The sequence below is a fragment of the Mycobacterium sp. NGS69 genome (assembly GCF_059812165.1).
Window position 1 is genome coordinate 341,735 of record NZ_JCALCD010000004.1, and the last position, 15,644, is coordinate 357,378.

Genomic DNA, 15,644 nt, shown 5'->3' on the forward strand with positions numbered 1-15,644 from the left:
TAAGTTACCCCCACAAACTAAGGGTTGCCTTACCAAAGGTCAACCTCGGGTCCGATTGGGTCCGCTCGGAAGTACGATGGGCTCCGGGAAATCCTTTGAGGCAGAGGCGGTTCCATGACCGGGTCCCCGACGTATCTGATCACCGGCGCCGGCGGCGGGGTGGCCGGCGTAAGCCCGCAGGTGGTGGCCAGGCTGCTCGACCGGGGCGAGTCGGTTCGCGCGATGGTGCACCGCGACGATGCTCGCGCCGACGCGCTGCGCGCCCGGGGCGCCGAGGTGATCGCCGGGGACCTGACGAACCCCGTCGACGTTTTCGCGGCGATGTCGGGCGTCACCCGGATGTTCTTCAACATGAGCGTCTCGCCGGATTACCTGCAGGCGACCACGGTGGTATGCGTGGCGGCGGAGGAGCTCGGCGGCCTGGGCGTGTTGGTCAACATGTCGCAGATGACGGTCTCGCAAATGACTGCCACCAGCACGACGGAATCCAAGCACCAACGCCTGCATTGGCTCGCCGAGCGCGTCATCAATTGGTCGGGCGTTCCGGCGGTGCATGTCCGGCCGACCGTCCTGCTCGAGAACCCGCTCTTCGGGATGCTGGCGGCCCGCTCGATCCGGGAAACCGGCCAACTGTCGCTGCCGTTCGGAAACGGGCGCACCTCACCCGTCGCCGCCGCGGACGTCGCCGATGTGATCACCACGGTGCTGGTGGCGCCGGCGGACCATCTTGGTGCGGTCTACGAATTGACCGGCCCCGCAACGCTTTCCGTCGACGAACTCGCCGAGCAGTACTCGCAGGCGCTGGGCCGCCCCGTCACCGGCGTTCGGCCGTCCGACGACGAGTGGCTGCGCGAGCTCGCCGCGCTGGGAATGCCGCCGCACGTGGAGCAACACATCGCCACCATGGCGCGGCTGCACCGCGAGGACCGCTACAACCGTTCGACCGACGACGTCGAACGCATCATCAGCCGTCCTGCGGAGACGGTGCGGCATTACGTCGAACGGCACCGCGAACTGTTCGGGTGATCGCTATCTGTCTAAAGACAGATCGGCTTCCGACTCTTTTCGCTTGTGGTGGGCAAGTTTCCGATCGTCGGCTGCCGCCTGGCGATAGCGGGACGCGGACTTGTGGTGCACCTCCTGGTGAGACGCGCCTCGTGCGACGGTCACGTCTTGCACCTTGGCGACTCGCTCGTGCTGGCGCGCGGACTCCTCGAAGCTGCGGGCGCCGATAGCCCTGCGAGCACGGCCCGTTCGCGGGCCTTTGCCGCCCGTTTTCCGCGCGGTCCACATCTTCGGCCGTGACGGCCTGCTCGAGTGGATCCTGTCCGGCCAGACGCCTTCCGATTTTGCTGTCCATCGCGGTTACCCGCGGAACGCACTACAACACACGTGCGGGCGGAGGGATTCGAACCCACACGCTCTTTCGAGCAATGGCACCTAAAGCCATCGCGTCTGCCATTTCGCCACGCCCGCGGCGGTGCCGATGCTACCGCTGAATTCGTCGGGCCCAAATCGTGAGCGGTACGGTCAAGTGGTGTCCGCTACCCGCCGTCGCAGGCCCGCGCTGATCGCTTTGGTGATCGTTGCGGCGTGCGGCTGCCTGGCTCTGGGCTGGTGGCAGTGGACCAGGTTCCAGTCCGTCTCGGGCACGTTTCAGAACCTTGGCTACGCGCTGCAGTGGCCGCTGTTCGCCTGGTTTTGCATCTACGCGTACCGCAAGTTCGTGCGCTACGAGGAGGAGCCACCGCAACCGCGCAAGAGCGTCGAGATGACCGAGATACCCGCGGGCCTGCTGCCTGAGCGGCCCAAGCCGGCCCAGGCACCGACCGACGATCCCGCGCTGCGGGAGTACAACGCCTACCTGGCCGAGCTCGCCCAGAAAGACGCCGAGAAGGAGAACAGGACAACCGCATGACCACACCCGAGACGCCCGCGCCCGCCTTCCCCGTCGAGAAGATTCGCACGGCATTGCTCGCCTACCGGGTGATGGCGTGGACGACGGGTCTCTGGCTCATCGCGCTGTGCTACGAGATCGTCTCGCACCTGGCGTTCCACCACGAGATCCGCTGGATCGAAGTGGTGCACGGCTGGGTCTATTTCGCCTACGTGCTGGCGGCGTTCAACCTCGCGATCAAGGTCCGCTGGCCGATCGGCAAGACCATCGGCGTGCTGCTCTCCGGCACCATCCCGCTGCTCGGCGTCATCGTCGAGCACTTCCAGACGAAGGCCGTCAAGGCGCGCTTCGGGCTTTAGGCCAGCTTCACGTTCGTGGCGCCGCCAGGTCGCGCAGCGCCGGCACCAGCAGCGCGAGCGCGCGACCGCGATGCGAGACCGCGTCCTTCTCCACCGGGCTGAGCTGTGCCGCCGTGCGGTCGCTCCCCTCGGGAAGGAACACGGGGTCGTAGCCGAACCCGCCGTCGCCGCGCGGCTCCCGCGCGATCGAGCCGCGCCACTCGCCGCGGACGACGACCTCTCCGGACGCCGACACCAGCGCGCAGGCCGACACGAACGCCGCACCGCGCCGTTCGTCGGGAACGTCGCGCAACTGGGCCAACAGCAGCGCGGTGTTGGCGGCATCGCCGCCGTGGTTGCCCGACCAGCGCGCCGACAGCACGCCGGGCATCCCGTTCAACGCGGCCACCTCCAAGCCCGAGTCGTCGGCCACGCAAGCCAGGCCCGTCGCGGCGAACGCATCCCGCGCCTTGGCCAGCGCGTTGTCCTCGAACGTCGCACCGGTTTCGGGGGCCTCGTCGAACGACGCCACATCATCCAGCGAAACCAGCGTCAACCGCGACAGCCCCGCGCCGTCGAGCACGCGGCGCAGTTCCGTCAGCTTCTTGGGGTTGCGGCTGGCGACCAACAGCTTGGTCACCAATCAATCCGAAACATGGTCATCACCTTCTGCAGGAACCATCTCGGCTTGCATCACGGGCAGTCGTCGAATCCTCAGCATCGTGTCACTGCCCGGCCGATTGAGCCTCACCGACTGTGGTCCCGGGCCTACGCGCGACTTTCCAAGTTTAATGCTGGACTTTCCTGATTTATTGCCGGTCGTGCTGCTATTCCCCTGACATAAGGGACTTCGCACTCTTCACAACCCCAAATCAACTTATGCATGTAACAGCCCACACAAAATCCCAGCGTAGCCTCCGACCACGTCAGGACAAAACAGACCGCGACGACGGCCGCCATCGCTACGGGCGACGCCCCGAATAGCCGCATGGCAAGACACGTCGCCGCTAAACCGGCACCGAGCAACCATGCAAACCGTTTCGGCCGCGTTGGTTTCCACACCGGACGCATGTGCATTGTTAACGCTGTGCCCAGAATGCCGGTGGGGCTGAACGGAGTTAAGCCGGTAGCCGCGGCAGCCAACATATCAAAAAGCACGAGCGGACCCACAATGATCACCGGATCGGTTTCCGGCCGCAAGAGCAATAATGCGATCGTGATTGCCGAGATAATATTCAGCAAACCTGCCCTAGCGCGGGTCGCAACTTCGTTGATGCGCGGTTCCGCATGTGCATGCGTCATCTGCCCCATCGCCCACCACGGCGTATTGAGAAAAGCATGTTCAAGTGGGACTGGTCGGCTAACCATCAATTAATCCTTCTGGGTTAACGTTCTCGTTACAGCTTATTGTTGAGATTCAACAATCCATTCGCGCGCTTTGTCGGCTTCAGCGGTGGGGAATGTACGCAAGTCTCCAGGCATCAGGAGCGCGAAGAATTTCGTCGCCCGGCTCATCCATTCCACATCGGTGACGAGCGCGCCGCGTTCCCAGTCGAAGAAGTGACTGAGGCCGAGCTTCGTATCTTCCCAGAGGGCCCCGGGATCGATCCCGGCGAAATCGGACGCGATCTCGGTGTAGGCCCGCAGTTTTTTGTGTCGAGTCAGCTTCTCGTTGATGTCCGGTATCAGCACCTTTTCGTAGTCCGCCTCAGTCAAGTGCCCGTGGAGAGCAAATGCCACCACGTTGTCGGGGAAATCCTTCAACGCCTCGATCACGATGCCTATCCTCCCCAACTGAAACGAGGTCCGTTCTCGCGTCGTCATCGTCTCCTCGCCGGACCTGCTTGCGTAAGAGGCCAAAGTCATCGCAACCACACCAACGGCCCGGAGTCGCGGAGTGAAAACCTGTCGGCACGCCTACACAGGTTCGAATCCCGAACCTGCGGCGACTGAACCTATGGCGACCTTGCGTGCCGCACGACCACCAGGGGCATTGGGGTTCTAGCCGGAGGCTTGGATTGCCGACGTCCGGGGATGGTCGCCCGAGACTATCGACCAGCAGGTGGGTCAGCTGCCGAACGCTTTCGACGGCGCCGGACCCTCGGGCAGCACGCCCGGGTACGGCAGCTCCAGCGCCGAGCGCTGGGCGGCGAACAACTGGTCGCACGCCGCGAGCGCGACGTCGAGCAGCTTGTCCAGCGTCGAACGCGGGAACGTCGCGCCCTCGCCGGTTCCCTGGACCTCCACAAGGGTTCCCGTGTCGGTGGCCACGACGTTCATGTCGACCTCGGCGCGGGAGTCTTCGTCGTAGGGCAGGTCGACCCGGATGCGGCCGTCGACCACGCCGACGCTGACGGCGGCGATGGCACACGACAGCGGTCGGGGATCGGAAAGCTTGCCGGCCGCGGACAGGTAGGTGACCGCGTCGGCCAGGGCGACGTAGGCGCCGGTGATGGCCGCGGTGCGGGTACCGCCGTCGGCCTGCAACACGTCGCAGTCGACGGCAATCGTGTTCTCCCCCAACGCCCGCAGGTCGATGCACGCCCGCAGCGACCGGCCGATCAGCCGGCTGATCTCCTGGGTGCGCCCGGAAAGCCGGCCCTTCACCGCTTCGCGGTCGGAGCGCGTGTGGGTGGCCGACGGCAGCATCGCGTACTCGGCGGTCAGCCAGCCCAGGCCCGACCCCTTGCGCCAGCGCGGCACCCCCTCGGTCACGCTGGCGGTGCACATGACCTTGGTGTGGCCGAATTCGATCAGTACCGAACCCGCCGGGTGGTCGGTGAATCCGCGGGTGATGACCACGGGGCGAAGCTCGTCGTCGAGGCGGCCGTCTTCTCGTTTGGACACCCAGTAACCCTAGCCAACGCGGGGTGGTCAGACCCTTTCGGAGCGGCGGACATCGAACGTCTCACCGCAGACCACCGCGTGCACGGGACCGTCGAACTCGGCCTTGGCCTCGGTGATCACGTCCTCGCGCGACGTCCACGGCGGGATGTGCGTCAGCAACAACTCGTGCACGCCGGCCTGCTTGGCGACCCGGCCAGCCTCCGTGCCGGACATGTGCAGCGCGGGCGGCCGGTCCGCCGCGTGCGTCCAGGAGGCCTCGCAGAGGAAGACGTCGGCGCCGCGGGCCAGCTCGACCAGCTGATCGCAGATGCCGGTGTCGCCACTGTAGACGAACGATGCGCCGCCGGCGTCGGTGATCCGCATGCCGTACGACTCGGTGGGGTGGGCCACCACGCGCGGCGTCACCGTGACCGCGCCTAACGTCACCGGCTCGCCGTCGACCCAGTGACGGACGTCGAAAATGTCGGAGCAGTCGTCGATCTCGCCGCCGTAGGGCGACGACGCGGCGCCCAGCCGGGACCAGGTGTCGCCGGGCCCGTACAACAGCGCCTTGCCGAGCGGCTTCGACGGATGGTAGCGCCGCCACACGAACAGGCCCGGCACGTCAAGACAGTGATCGGCGTGCAGGTGCGACAACAGCACGTGGACGGAACCGGGATCGGCGTAGCGCTGCAGCGCGCCCAAAACGCCGCCGCCGAAGTCGAGCACCAACGGCGGGGTATCCGGCGCCCGAAGCAGATAACCCGATGCAGGCGAATCCGGTCCGGTCACGCTGCCCGAGCAGCCGAGCACGGTTATTCGCACGGACACTACTGTGCCATGCCCGATGGGGCGATGGAGAAAACATGGCCGCTTTGGTGTGATCAGAATCTCCCCGCGCGCTAGCGGGCGCGGGTTTGATGAGCGGGCTGCACCCCGGTCACCGCGGGACCCAGAAACCGCGCGGCCAGCTTGGTGAAGGCGTCGGGGTCGCCGGTGGCCTCGAAGACCCTCGTGGCGGGTGGCGCGTCATGCGGGCGCAGCAGGTCCTTTTCGGTGAGCACCCGCAGCACCTCCTTGGCGGTTTCCTCGGCGCTCGAGACGAGCGCGACGTTCTCGCCCATCGCCAGTTGGATCAGCCCGGACAGCAGCGGGTAGTGCGTGCACCCGAGCACGAGGGTGTCGACCTGCGCACGCTGCAGCGGCTCCAGGTAGCCCTCGGCCAGCCCGAGCACCTGGCGCCCGCTGGTCACGCCGCGCTCGACGAAGTCGACGAACCGCGGGCAGGCCACCGCGGTGATCTCCGTGTCCCGGGCGGCGGCGAACGCGTCCTGATAGGCGTGCGAGTTGATGGTCGCCCGGGTGCCGATGACGCCGATGCGCCCGTTGCGGGTGGTGGCGACCGCGCGCCGCACCGCCGGCAGGATCACCTCGACGACGGGGACGTCGTAGCGCTCACGGGCGTCGCGCAGGCAGGCCGCGGACGCCGTGTTACAGGCGATCACCAACGCCTTGACGCCGCGGTCGACGAGGTCGTCACCGATGGCCAGCGCGTGCGCGCGAACCTCGGAAATGGAGAGCGGGCCATAGGGGCCGTTGGCGGTGTCGCCGACGTACACGATGTCCTCGTCCGGCAGCTGGTCGATGATCGCCCGCGCGACCGTCAGGCCCCCGACGCCAGAGTCGAAGACCCCGACGGGCGCCAATGGCGAACTCATGTCTTGGGCCGCCGCGCGCCGGCCTTCTTTTCGCGTGCCTTGCGCTCCGGGGCGGACAGCAGATACGCCGCGACGACGCCGGCGAACGCACCGCTCAGGTGGCCCTGCCAGGACACCCCGCCGCATTGGTGGAGCACCGGCATCGCGCCGAGCAGCACGCCGCCGTATGCGAACAACACCACCAACCCGATGACGATGTCCCAGAACTTGCGCACGAATATCCCGAAGACCAGCAAAAACGTCAGCCAGCCGAAGATCAGGCCCGAGGCCCCGATATGGTCCGTCGGGCCGCAAGCGCTTCCCATGTTGCCGATCAGCCAGGTGCCAAAGCCGCCCACGACCCAGACGATCACCGTGGCCCATATAAAGCGGGACAATCCCGCCAGCGTCATCAGGAAGCCGAGCACCAACAGCGGCACCGTGTTGGCCATCAGGTGCTGCCAGTTGGCGTGCAAAACCGGCGCGAAGATGATGCCCCAGAGGCCGTCGGTCGTCAGCGGCCTGATGCCGTTGGAATCCAGCCTGCCGCCCATCAGCTGGTCGATCAGCTCGACCAGGTACAGCAGGGCCACGAAGGTGAGGATCGTGGCTCCGCCGACCACCCACTGGGGTCGCTTTTTCGACTTGGTTGCTGGCGCCCGCGGATGTCCTTGGGTCATGCCCATAGCTGCCCTTCTAGAGCGTTCTCGGCATCGTCCAGGCTACCCGGTGGACAGATACTGCCAGCCGGCGTCCGCGACCACGAAGGCGATGTCGGCGCGCTCACCGGGCGTGACGGCCTACTTGCCTCAGGCGAATGCTCCGGGCAACACGTTGCGGTAGGTCGGTATTCGGGCGACCGATTCGGCAGCGAACACCCCGGCCAGCACCGCGCGGGCCAGGCAGTCGGCCGCGGCCACACCGACCTCGGTGATGAGCCCCGTCTCCGGCAGGAAGGCAGCGGGCGGCGGCTTCGACCCGACGGCCGGGGCTACCTCGACCGCCCCCGTGGCGAGCGCGAACACCGTGTCGCCGTCGACCGGGGTGTGCGCCGGCCGGATGGTCCGGGCCAGGCCGTCCTGGGCGGCGACGGCGATACGCCGGCACGCGACCGGGCTCAGCGCCGCGTCGGTCGCGACCACCGCGATAGTGGTGTTCAGCGGGTTCAGGGGCGACGGCAACTGAGCGAACGCGTCGATCTGCTCGGCCGGCGGTGACGTCAGCTCGAACTCCGCGATCGCGTCCGCCATCCAGGGCAGGCCGGTCGCCCGGTCCGCGACGTCGCCGGCGCAGTTCACGACGACGAGGGCGCCGACGGTGACCCCGGACGGCAAGGTCACCGACGCGGACCCAACACCGCCCTTGAGCACGCCGGCCCGCGCCCCGACCCCCGCGCCGACGGTCCCGACGGCGATCTCGCCGGCTGCGGCTGCCGCGGCGGCGGCATAGCCGAAATCGGCGGTCGGCCGGCAGTCCCAGCCGCCGACCGGCAGGTCGAAGATCACCGCGCCCGGCACGATGGGGACGACGCCGCCCTCCATGGCCACGCCCCGCTCGTTTTCCTCCAGCCAGCGCATGACCCCGTCGGCGGCCGCGAGGCCATAGGCACTGCCGCCGGCGAGCAGCACCGCGTCGACGAATCGAACGGTGTTCGCCGGATCCAGCAGGTCCGTCTCGCGGGTGCCGGGCGCGCCGCCGCGGCAATCGACGCCGCAGACCGTCCCGGGCGGGGTCAGCACGACCGTCACGCCGCTGGCCCAGCCGGCGCCCATCGACGCGTCGGGATCGAGTCTCTGGTGGTGACCGACGCGGATGCCCGCGACGTCGGTGATGGAGCTCATCCGGCCGGTCCCCCCATCAGCGCCAGGACCAGATACTCCTGCAGGACGGTCAGCCACTGGTAGACGTCGAAGTGCACGGCCAACGGATGGTCGGCGGGCAGGCGCTCCGGGCCCTCCGGCCCGATCTCGAGCATCACCCCTAGCGTCAGGCGGATGTCGTTGACCGCCGCGATCCAGGAGTTCGCGTCGTTCTCGGTCAGCTCGAAACGGCCGCCGTTGTCCGGAACTGTGTCCAGAAGCCGTTGCGCGGCAGCGCGTTTGGCGGCGATGATCTCCGGCTCGTGCAGACTGCGCAGCGCGGCGTTGAGGCTGTCGGGTGCGTCACCGGAAGCATTGTCGTCCGCGTCATCGGGTCCGGCGGCGTCGTCAGGATTGTGGAAATCCGGAAGCAGCCGGCGCAGCGTCGGATCGCGTGGCGGTTCGGCGTGCCCGGTCTTGATGCCGGTGATCTCCTCGAGTTCGTCTGTGGGCGAGGAAGATTCGCGCTCGTCGAGCAGGCCGATCATCGCGGTGACGAGGTTCTTGAGCAGGGCAGCCTCGTGGGACGCCAAGGCGGACCGAAAACGGGGGCCGTTGGCGGTCTCGACGCGCTTCCATTTGCGCACAAGGAGTCCCGGACTACCTCGAATCTCAGCGGTCCTGCTGCAACGTCGCCCACAAACCGGCGGCATGCAGCTTGGACACGTCGACTTCCATGGATTCCCGGCTGCCCGCCGAGACCACCGCCTTGCCTTCGTTGTGCACCTGCAGCATCAGCTTGGTGGCGTGCGGCTCGCTGTAGCCGAACAACTTCTGGAAGACATAGGTCACATAGGTCATCAGGTTGACCGGGTCGTCCCACACGATGGTGACCCACGGGCTGGCCGTGACGTCCATCGGCGCGGACTCGCGTTGCCCGGTAGTGCCCGGTTTCGTGGGCGCTGACGCAACAACCATGGCCCCTACGATACCGAGGCACACGCGCGCCGCCGCCAGCCGTTACCGTTGCGGAATGAACGAGCCGGTCCTGGCTGGGCTGCTGACCGACAAGTACGAGTTGACCATGCTGGCGGCGGCGCTGCGCGACGGCACCGCTCACCGCCGGACCACGTTCGAACTGTTCGCCCGCCGGCTCCCCGACGGACGCCGCTACGGCGTGGTCGCCGGGGCCGGCCGGCTGCTGGAAACGTTGCCGCAGTTCAGGTTCGACGACGACGCGTGCGAATTGGTGGCGCGATTCCTCGACCCGGACACCGTGGGTTACCTGCGCGATTTCCGATTCCGCGGCGACATCGACGGCTACGCCGAGGGCGAGCTGTACTTCCCCGGGTCGCCCGTGCTTTCGGTACACGGAAGCTTCGCCGAATGCGTGGTCCTCGAAACGTTGGCGCTCTCGATCTTCAATCACGACACGGCGATCGCCTCCGCGGCGGCACGCATGGTCAGCGCGGCCGGGGAACGCCCGCTGGTCGAGATGGGATCGCGCCGAACCCACGAACATGCCGCGGTCGCCGCCGCCCGCGCCGCCTACATCGCCGGCTTCGCCGCGTCCTCCAACCTGGAGGCCCAGCGCCGATACGGGATTCCCGCCGAGGGCACGTCGGCGCACGCGTTCACCATGCTGCACACCCACCGGGACGGGCCGGACGAGGTGGCGGCGTTTCGCGCCCAGGTCGACGCGCTGGGCGCCGGCACCACGCTGCTGGTGGACACCTACGACGTGACCGCCGGCGTGGCCAACGCCGTGGCCGCCGCCGGCACCGGTCTCGGCGCCGTGCGCATCGATTCCGGTGAGCTCGGGGTGCTTGCCCGTCAGGTGCGCGAACAGCTCGACGGGCTGGGAGCCACGCAGACCCGCATCGTGGTGTCCGGCGATCTCGACGAGTTCAGCATCGCCGCCCTGCGCGCCGAGCCGGTCGACAGCTACGGCGTCGGCACGTCGCTGGTGACCGGCTCGGGCGCGCCGACCGCGAGCATGGTCTACAAGCTGGTCGAGGTGGACGGCATGCCCGTCGAAAAGCGAAGCAGCCACAAGGAATCCCGCGGCGGCCGCAAAGAGGCGCTGCGCCTGGCACGCCCGACGGGGACGATCACCGAGGAGGTGGTGTATCCCGCGGGCCGCCCGCCGGAGACCACCGAACCGTGCCGGGTGGTGACGACGCGCCTGGTCCGCGGCGGGGAGGCGGTGTTCGACGCGGACCTGTCGGCGGCGCGGGAGCGAGTCGCTTCGGGACTGCGCAGCCTGCCGTGGGAGGGGCTGAACCTGTCGCACGGCGAGCCCGCGATCCCGACGACGCAGATTCGCGCCTGAGAGCGGGGGAATGACCACGACCGACGTGTCCGTGTCCGCGTTGCTCGCCGTCGCCGTCGCCGCGCTCGGCGGCAGCGAGCGCCGCGGCCAAGTGGAGATGGCCGGCGCCGTCGAGCGGGCCTTCGAAACCGGCGAGCACCTCGTCGTGCAGGCCGGCACCGGGACCGGCAAGTCGCTGGCCTACCTGGTTCCCGCGATCGTCCGCGCGGTCACCGACGACGCGCCGGTCATCGTGTCGACGGCCACGATCGCACTGCAGCGCCAACTCGTCGATCGCGACCTGCCCCGGCTAGCCGATTCGCTCGCCGACGCGCTGCCGCGCCGGCCCCGCTTCGCGCTGCTGAAGGGCCGGCGAAACTACTTGTGCCTGAACAAGATCCACAACGGCGCCGCGGCCGGCGACCCGGACGAGGAGCGGCCGCAGGACGAGCTCTTCGATCCGGTGGCGGTCAGTGCGCTGGGGCGCGACGTGCAACGGCTCACCGCCTGGGCGTCGACGACCGATTCGGGCGACCGCGACGACCTGAAGCCCGGCGTGCCCGACCGATCGTGGTCGCAGGTCAGCGTCTCGGCCCGGGAATGCCTGGGCGTGGCGCGCTGCCCGTTCGGCGCCGAGTGCTTCTCCGAGCGGGCGCGTGGCCAGGCCGGCGCCGCCGATATCGTCGTCACCAATCACGCGCTGCTGGCCATCGACGCCGTCGCGGAGTCGGCGGTGCTGCCCGAGCACGCGCTGTTGGTCGTCGACGAGGCGCACGAACTGGTCGACCGGGTGACGTCGGTGGCCACCGCGGAACTGACGTCGGCCGCCCTCGGCGTCGCCGCGCGCCGGATCGTCCGCCTGGTGGATCCCGAACTCGTCCAGCGGCTGGAGGCGACGACCGCTAACTTCTCCGCGGCCGTCCACGACGGCACGCCGGGCCGCATCGACCGTCTCGACGACGAGATGGCGACCTACCTGACGGCGCTGCGCGACGTGGCCACCGCAGCGCGGTCGGCGATCGACACCACCAGCGACGCGAAGGCGGCGTCGGCGCGGGCCGAAGCCGTTGCGGCGCTCAGCGAGATATCCGACACCGCGTCGCGGATCCTGACGTCGTTCACCCCACCCATCCCGGATCGCACCGACGTGGTCTGGCTCGATCACGAGGACAACCGGGGTTCGGTGCGGTCGGTGTTGCGGGTGGCGCCGCTGTCGGTCGCCGGCTTGTTGCGCACCGAGGTGTTTTCGCGCTCGACGACGGTGTTGACGTCGGCGACGCTGGCGATCGGCGGGTCCTTCGACGCGATGGCCGCCGCCTGGGGCCTGGCCGGAACGGACTCCGACGAACCGGCGGCCTGGCGCGGCCTCGACGTGGGGTCGCCGTTCGAACACTCCAAAGCCGGAATCCTGTACGTGGCCGCCCACCTGCCGCCGCCCGGCCGCGACGGCACCGGCTCGGCCGAGCAGCTGACCGAGATCGCCGAACTCATCACTGCTGCGGGTGGGCGCACCCTTGGGTTGTTCTCGTCGATGCGGGCCGCACGGGCCGCCGCCGAGGCCATGCGCGCGCGACTCTCGACGCCGGTGCTGTGCCAGGGCGACGACAGCACCTCGGCGCTGGTCGAGCAGTTCGCCGCCGACGAGGAGACCTCGCTGTTCGGCACCCTGTCGCTGTGGCAGGGCGTCGACGTGCCGGGGCCGTCGCTGTCGCTGGTGCTGATCGACCGCATCCCGTTCCCCCGGCCCGACGACCCGCTGCTGGGAGCGCGGCAGCGCGCGGTGGCCGCGCGCGGCGGCAACGGCTTCATGGCCGTCGCCGCCAACCATGCCGCGCTACTGCTCGCACAGGGGTCGGGCCGGCTGCTGCGCCGCGTCAGCGACCGGGGTGTGGTCGCGGTCCTGGACTCGCGCATGGTGACCGCCGGCTACGGCGGCTACCTGCGCGCGTCGCTGCCCCCGTTCTGGGCGACCACCGACGGCGCGCGGGTTCGCGCCGCGCTGGAACGGCTGCGCAAGGCTACCGAGCCAGCGTGACGAGACCGAGCTCGTTGCTGGCGGCCAGCATCGGGTTGTTCGGCAACACGCGCACGGTGTATCCCACCGCGCCGGCCAGCGGCAGCGGCGTGGTCGTCGAGAAGACCTGGTTGCCGCCCTCGGCGGTGCCGGTGTAAGACATCTCGACGGTGACCGGGTCCAGCAGCGCGTCGCCGGCGTCGACCCGGCCCACCAGCGCCTGGACCGTGACCTCGTCGGGCGCCAGCCCGTCCAGCTGCACGGTCGCGGTCAGCGTCAGCTTGGAGCCGAGCACCGGAGAGTCCGGCAGGCCGGTGCTGTCGACGTCGGTGATGCTGATCTTGGGCCACGCGTCGTGGGCGCGCCGGCGATAGACAGCCAGCTCGCGGGCCGCGTCGAATTCTGCGCCGCCGTCCTCGGCCGCCGTGGTCCTGCGCAGCGATTCCGCCGCCGGCGTGTAGTACTGCTCGACGTAATCGCGAACCATGCGGGACGCCAACACCTTCGGGCCGAGGGTCTGCAGCGTGTGGCGCACCATCTCGATCCACCGCGGCGGGACCCCGTGTTCGTCGCGCTCGTAGAACTTCGGCGCCACCGACTGCTCCAGCAGGTTGTACAGCGCGGTGGACTCCAGGTCGTCGCGACGGGTCTCGTCGGCCACGCCGTCGGCGGTCGGTATCTCCCAACCGTTTTCGCCGTCGTACCACTCATCCCACCAGCCATCGCGGATGGACAGGTTCAGCCCGCCGTTCAGCGCGCTCTTCATCCCCGACGTGCCGCAGGCCTCCAGGGGCCGCAGCGGGTTGTTCAGCCAGACGTCGCAGCCCCAATACAGCAGCCGCGCCATCGACATGTCGTAGTCGGGCAAGAAGGCGATGCGGTGGCGCACTTCCGGCCGGTCGGCGAACCGCACCACCTGCTGGATCAGCGCCTTGCCGCCGTCGTCGGCGGGGTGCGACTTGCCGGCGACGATCAGCTGGATCGGCCTGTCCTTGCTGAGCAACAGCTGTTCGAGCCGATCCGGATCGCGCAGCATCAGCGTCAGCCGCTTGTACGTAGGCACCCGCCGAGCGAACCCGATGGTCAGCACGTCCGGATCGAAAGCCGTTGCAATCCAACCTAATTCGGCATCCGGTGCGCCCCGCTCCTGCCAGGAGCGGCGTAACCGCCGCCGAACATCCTCGACCAGCAACGCCCGAAGTTGCGACCGAATCCACCACAGATGCCCGCCGTCGACCTCTTGCAGCCGCAGCCACACACCGGGATCGCTGAATGCCGCGTCATCCGGCCCGGCCAGCTCGCGCCCCAGCTGCAGCCATTGCGGGGCCGCCCAGGTGCGCGCGTGCACGCCGTTGGTGATCGACCCGATCGGCACCTCGGCCGAATCGAATCCCGGCCACAGCTCGTTGAACATGGCCCGGCTGACCCGGCCGTGCAGCAACGACACGCCGTTGGCGCGTTGGGCCAGCCGCAGGCCCATGTGAGCCATGTTGAACTTCGTCGGATCGTCCTCCGCGCCGAGCGCGATGATCCGCGCGGTCGGCACGCCCGGCAGCAGGGCCGGCGCACCCTTGGCCTTTCTCGCCCCGTCGGCGCCGTCCTCCAGCCCGTCGTCGAAGTAAAGCCGCACCATGTCGACCGGGAAGCGGTCGATACCGGCGGGCACCGGCGTGTGGGTGGTGAACACGGTGGCCGACCGCACGACGGTCAGCGCGGTGTCGAAGTCCAGGCCGAAATCGGTGATCAGCTCGCGGATGCGTTCGGCCCCGAGGAACCCCGCATGGCCCTCGTTCATGTGCCACACCTCGGGCGCCGGCAGCCCCTCGATGGCGGTGAACGCGCGGATGGCGCGCACCCCGCCGATGCCGGCCAGGATCTCTTGGCGCATGCGGTGTTCCTGGTCGCCGCCGTACAGGCGATCGGTGACGCCGCGCAGTTCGTGCTCGTTCTCCGGGACGTCGGAATCCAGCAACAGCAGCGGGACGCGACCCACCTGCGCGACCCAGACCCGCGCCCGCAGCTGCGCCGAGTCGGGAAGCGTCAGCTCCACCAGCACGGGTTCGCGCGCGGCATCGGTGAGCAGCCGCAGCGGCAGCCCCTGCGGGTCCAGCGCCGGGTAGGTCTCGTGCTGCCAGCCGTCCGCGGTCAGCGACTGCCGAAAGTAGCCGGAGCGGTAGTACAGGCCCACCGCGATCAACGGGACGCCGAGGTCGGACGCCGACTTCAGGTGGTCACCGGCGAGGATCCCCAGGCCGCCCGAGTAGTTGGGCAGCACCTCGGCCACCCCGAACTCCATCGAGAAGTAGGCGATGGCGGCCGGCATCGCGGCCCCGGCGTGCTGCCGCTGCTGATACCAGAGCGGACGGCTCAGGTAATCGTTCAGGTCGGCCGACAGCGCATCGAGCCGGCCGACGAATTCTTCGTCGAGCGCAAGTTCGTCGAGCCGCGCCGGGTTCACCGCCCCGAGCAGCGCCACCGGGTCGGCGCCGCACCGCGCCCACAGCGTCGGGTCGATCGCCGCGAAAAGCTCTTGCGTGGGCTTGTCCCACGACCACCGCAGGTTGGTCGAAAGCTGATCCAGCGCGGCCAGACGATCGGGCAGATGAGCACGGACGGTAAAGCGGCGAAGGGCTTTCACACGTCATTACCTTACTGAGGATTTCGGCGCTCGCAGGTCCAGCGAGTGCCCGTTTGCCTTCAGCGGTGTGTGATCGCCCACTAGGGTGGGTATCGGTTAGTTATTGGGCCGCAACGATGCGGTC

General features: G+C 68.7%; 16 protein-coding genes, 1 tRNA gene and 2 pseudogenes. 5 read left to right on the forward strand and 14 right to left on the reverse strand.

Annotation, left to right across the window (positions count from 1 at the left end; translation table 11 throughout):
* The first annotated feature begins 114 nt into the window (after nt 1-114).
* Nucleotides 115-1,026 carry an NmrA family NAD(P)-binding protein gene (locus AC5Y2S_RS14365; RefSeq protein WP_499956774.1) on the forward strand — a complete coding sequence of 304 codons (912 nt, stop codon included), beginning with the start codon at nt 115-117 and terminating at the stop codon, nt 1,024-1,026.
* A 3-nt stretch (nt 1,027-1,029) separates the two neighbouring features.
* Here AC5Y2S_RS14365 and AC5Y2S_RS14370 read toward each other — a convergent pair.
* A pseudogene (locus AC5Y2S_RS14370) lies at nt 1,030-1,360 on the reverse strand (hypothetical protein).
* A gap of 33 nt (nt 1,361-1,393) precedes the next feature.
* Nucleotides 1,394-1,476, reverse strand: a tRNA-Leu gene (locus AC5Y2S_RS14375).
* Between the two features lie 61 nt (nt 1,477-1,537).
* Between AC5Y2S_RS14375 and AC5Y2S_RS14380 the strand changes: the two genes are divergently transcribed.
* Both AC5Y2S_RS14380 and AC5Y2S_RS14385 read left to right on the forward strand, forming a co-directional pair.
* Entirely contained in the window at nt 1,538-1,918 is a 381-nt protein-coding gene (locus AC5Y2S_RS14380) for a hypothetical protein (protein WP_499956775.1), read from the forward strand.
* Nucleotides 1,915-2,256, forward strand: coding sequence for a DUF3817 domain-containing protein (locus AC5Y2S_RS14385; protein WP_499956776.1), 342 nt, complete (start codon nt 1,915-1,917; stop codon nt 2,254-2,256). The genes AC5Y2S_RS14380 and AC5Y2S_RS14385 overlap by 4 nt, the downstream gene beginning before the upstream one ends.
* A gap of 7 nt (nt 2,257-2,263) precedes the next feature.
* On the opposite strand, the gene rdgB is transcribed toward AC5Y2S_RS14385, so the two are convergent.
* The 11 genes and pseudogenes from rdgB to clpS all read right to left on the reverse strand — a co-directional run bounded on the left by rdgB (nt 2,264) and on the right by clpS (nt 9,535).
* The gene (gene rdgB / locus AC5Y2S_RS14390) at nt 2,264-2,878 is read right to left on the reverse strand and encodes an RdgB/HAM1 family non-canonical purine NTP pyrophosphatase (RefSeq protein WP_499956777.1); all 615 of its coding nucleotides are present in this window, start codon (nt 2,876-2,878) and stop codon (nt 2,264-2,266) included.
* A 125-nt stretch (nt 2,879-3,003) separates the two neighbouring features.
* On the reverse strand, nt 3,004-3,603 hold the full coding sequence (locus tag AC5Y2S_RS14395; RefSeq protein ID WP_499956779.1) for a DUF4395 domain-containing protein: 600 nt from the start codon (nt 3,601-3,603) through the stop codon (nt 3,004-3,006).
* A 36-nt stretch (nt 3,604-3,639) separates the two neighbouring features.
* A complete protein-coding gene (locus tag AC5Y2S_RS14400; RefSeq protein ID WP_499956780.1) occupies nt 3,640-4,011 on the reverse strand; it encodes a SpoIIAA family protein in 372 nt (123 codons plus the stop codon).
* 291 nt (nt 4,012-4,302) lie between these two features.
* Nucleotides 4,303-5,082 (reverse strand): ribonuclease PH, encoded by a 780-nt coding sequence (gene rph, locus AC5Y2S_RS14405; protein WP_499956781.1) that lies wholly within the window; start codon nt 5,080-5,082, stop codon nt 4,303-4,305.
* A 27-nt stretch (nt 5,083-5,109) separates the two neighbouring features.
* Nucleotides 5,110-5,892, reverse strand: coding sequence for a cyclic nucleotide-degrading phosphodiesterase (locus tag AC5Y2S_RS14410; protein ID WP_499956782.1), 783 nt, complete (start codon nt 5,890-5,892; stop codon nt 5,110-5,112).
* Between the two features lie 71 nt (nt 5,893-5,963).
* Nucleotides 5,964-6,779, reverse strand: coding sequence for a glutamate racemase (gene murI, locus AC5Y2S_RS14415; protein WP_499956783.1), 816 nt, complete (start codon nt 6,777-6,779; stop codon nt 5,964-5,966).
* Entirely contained in the window at nt 6,776-7,444 is a 669-nt protein-coding gene (locus AC5Y2S_RS14420) for a rhomboid family intramembrane serine protease (protein WP_499956784.1), read from the reverse strand. Before AC5Y2S_RS14420 ends, murI begins: the two co-directional genes overlap by 4 nt.
* A pseudogene (cysM, locus tag AC5Y2S_RS14425) lies at nt 7,435-7,558 on the reverse strand (cysteine synthase B); the annotation flags it as partial. The gene AC5Y2S_RS14420 and the pseudogene cysM, both read right to left, overlap by 10 nt.
* A 9-nt stretch (nt 7,559-7,567) precedes the next feature.
* A complete protein-coding gene (locus AC5Y2S_RS14430; protein ID WP_499956785.1) occupies nt 7,568-8,599 on the reverse strand; it encodes a P1 family peptidase in 1,032 nt (343 codons plus the stop codon).
* Nucleotides 8,596-9,204: an oxidative stress transcriptional regulator AosR gene (gene aosR, locus AC5Y2S_RS14435; RefSeq protein ID WP_499956786.1), complete on the reverse strand. Its 609-nt coding sequence runs from the start codon at nt 9,202-9,204 to the stop codon at nt 8,596-8,598. Before aosR ends, AC5Y2S_RS14430 begins: the two co-directional genes overlap by 4 nt.
* A 25-nt stretch (nt 9,205-9,229) precedes the next feature.
* Complete coding sequence (clpS, locus tag AC5Y2S_RS14440; protein ID WP_499956787.1) at nt 9,230-9,535, reverse strand: ATP-dependent Clp protease adapter ClpS; 306 nt, start codon at nt 9,533-9,535, stop codon at nt 9,230-9,232.
* A 55-nt stretch (nt 9,536-9,590) separates the two neighbouring features.
* Between clpS and AC5Y2S_RS14445 the strand changes: the two genes are divergently transcribed.
* Both AC5Y2S_RS14445 and AC5Y2S_RS14450 read left to right on the forward strand, forming a co-directional pair.
* Nucleotides 9,591-10,889, forward strand: a complete 1,299-nt coding sequence (locus AC5Y2S_RS14445; RefSeq protein WP_499956788.1) for a nicotinate phosphoribosyltransferase — start codon at nt 9,591-9,593, stop codon at nt 10,887-10,889.
* Nucleotides 10,890-10,899: 10 nt separating this feature from the next.
* A complete protein-coding gene (locus AC5Y2S_RS14450; RefSeq protein ID WP_499956789.1) occupies nt 10,900-12,903 on the forward strand; it encodes an ATP-dependent DNA helicase in 2,004 nt (667 codons plus the stop codon).
* Here the strand turns inward: AC5Y2S_RS14450 and glgP are convergent.
* The gene (gene glgP, locus AC5Y2S_RS14455) at nt 12,887-15,520 is read right to left on the reverse strand and encodes an alpha-glucan family phosphorylase (RefSeq protein WP_499956790.1); all 2,634 of its coding nucleotides are present in this window, start codon (nt 15,518-15,520) and stop codon (nt 12,887-12,889) included. The genes AC5Y2S_RS14450 and glgP overlap by 17 nt on opposite strands.
* Nucleotides 15,521-15,644: the final 124 nt, after the last annotated feature.

What these genes read in the sequence shown, in the direction of transcription:
- AC5Y2S_RS14365 (WP_499956774.1), top strand. Translation starts at nt 115, where the DNA reads ATGACCGGGTCCCCGACGTATCTGATCACCGGCGCCGGCGGCGGGGTG.
- AC5Y2S_RS14385 (WP_499956776.1), top strand. Translation starts at nt 1,915, where the DNA reads ATGACCACACCCGAGACGCCCGCGCCCGCCTTCCCCGTCGAGAAGATT.
- AC5Y2S_RS14395 (WP_499956779.1), bottom strand. Translation starts at nt 3,603, where the DNA reads ATGGTTAGCCGACCAGTCCCACTTGAACATGCTTTTCTCAATACGCCG.
- murI (WP_499956783.1), bottom strand. Translation starts at nt 6,779, where the DNA reads ATGAGTTCGCCATTGGCGCCCGTCGGGGTCTTCGACTCTGGCGTCGGG.
- AC5Y2S_RS14420 (WP_499956784.1), bottom strand. Translation starts at nt 7,444, where the DNA reads ATGGGCATGACCCAAGGACATCCGCGGGCGCCAGCAACCAAGTCGAAA.
- AC5Y2S_RS14430 (WP_499956785.1), bottom strand. Translation starts at nt 8,599, where the DNA reads ATGAGCTCCATCACCGACGTCGCGGGCATCCGCGTCGGTCACCACCAG.
- clpS (WP_499956787.1), bottom strand. Translation starts at nt 9,535, where the DNA reads ATGGTTGTTGCGTCAGCGCCCACGAAACCGGGCACTACCGGGCAACGC.
- AC5Y2S_RS14445 (WP_499956788.1), top strand. Translation starts at nt 9,591, where the DNA reads ATGAACGAGCCGGTCCTGGCTGGGCTGCTGACCGACAAGTACGAGTTG.
- AC5Y2S_RS14450 (WP_499956789.1), top strand. Translation starts at nt 10,900, where the DNA reads ATGACCACGACCGACGTGTCCGTGTCCGCGTTGCTCGCCGTCGCCGTC.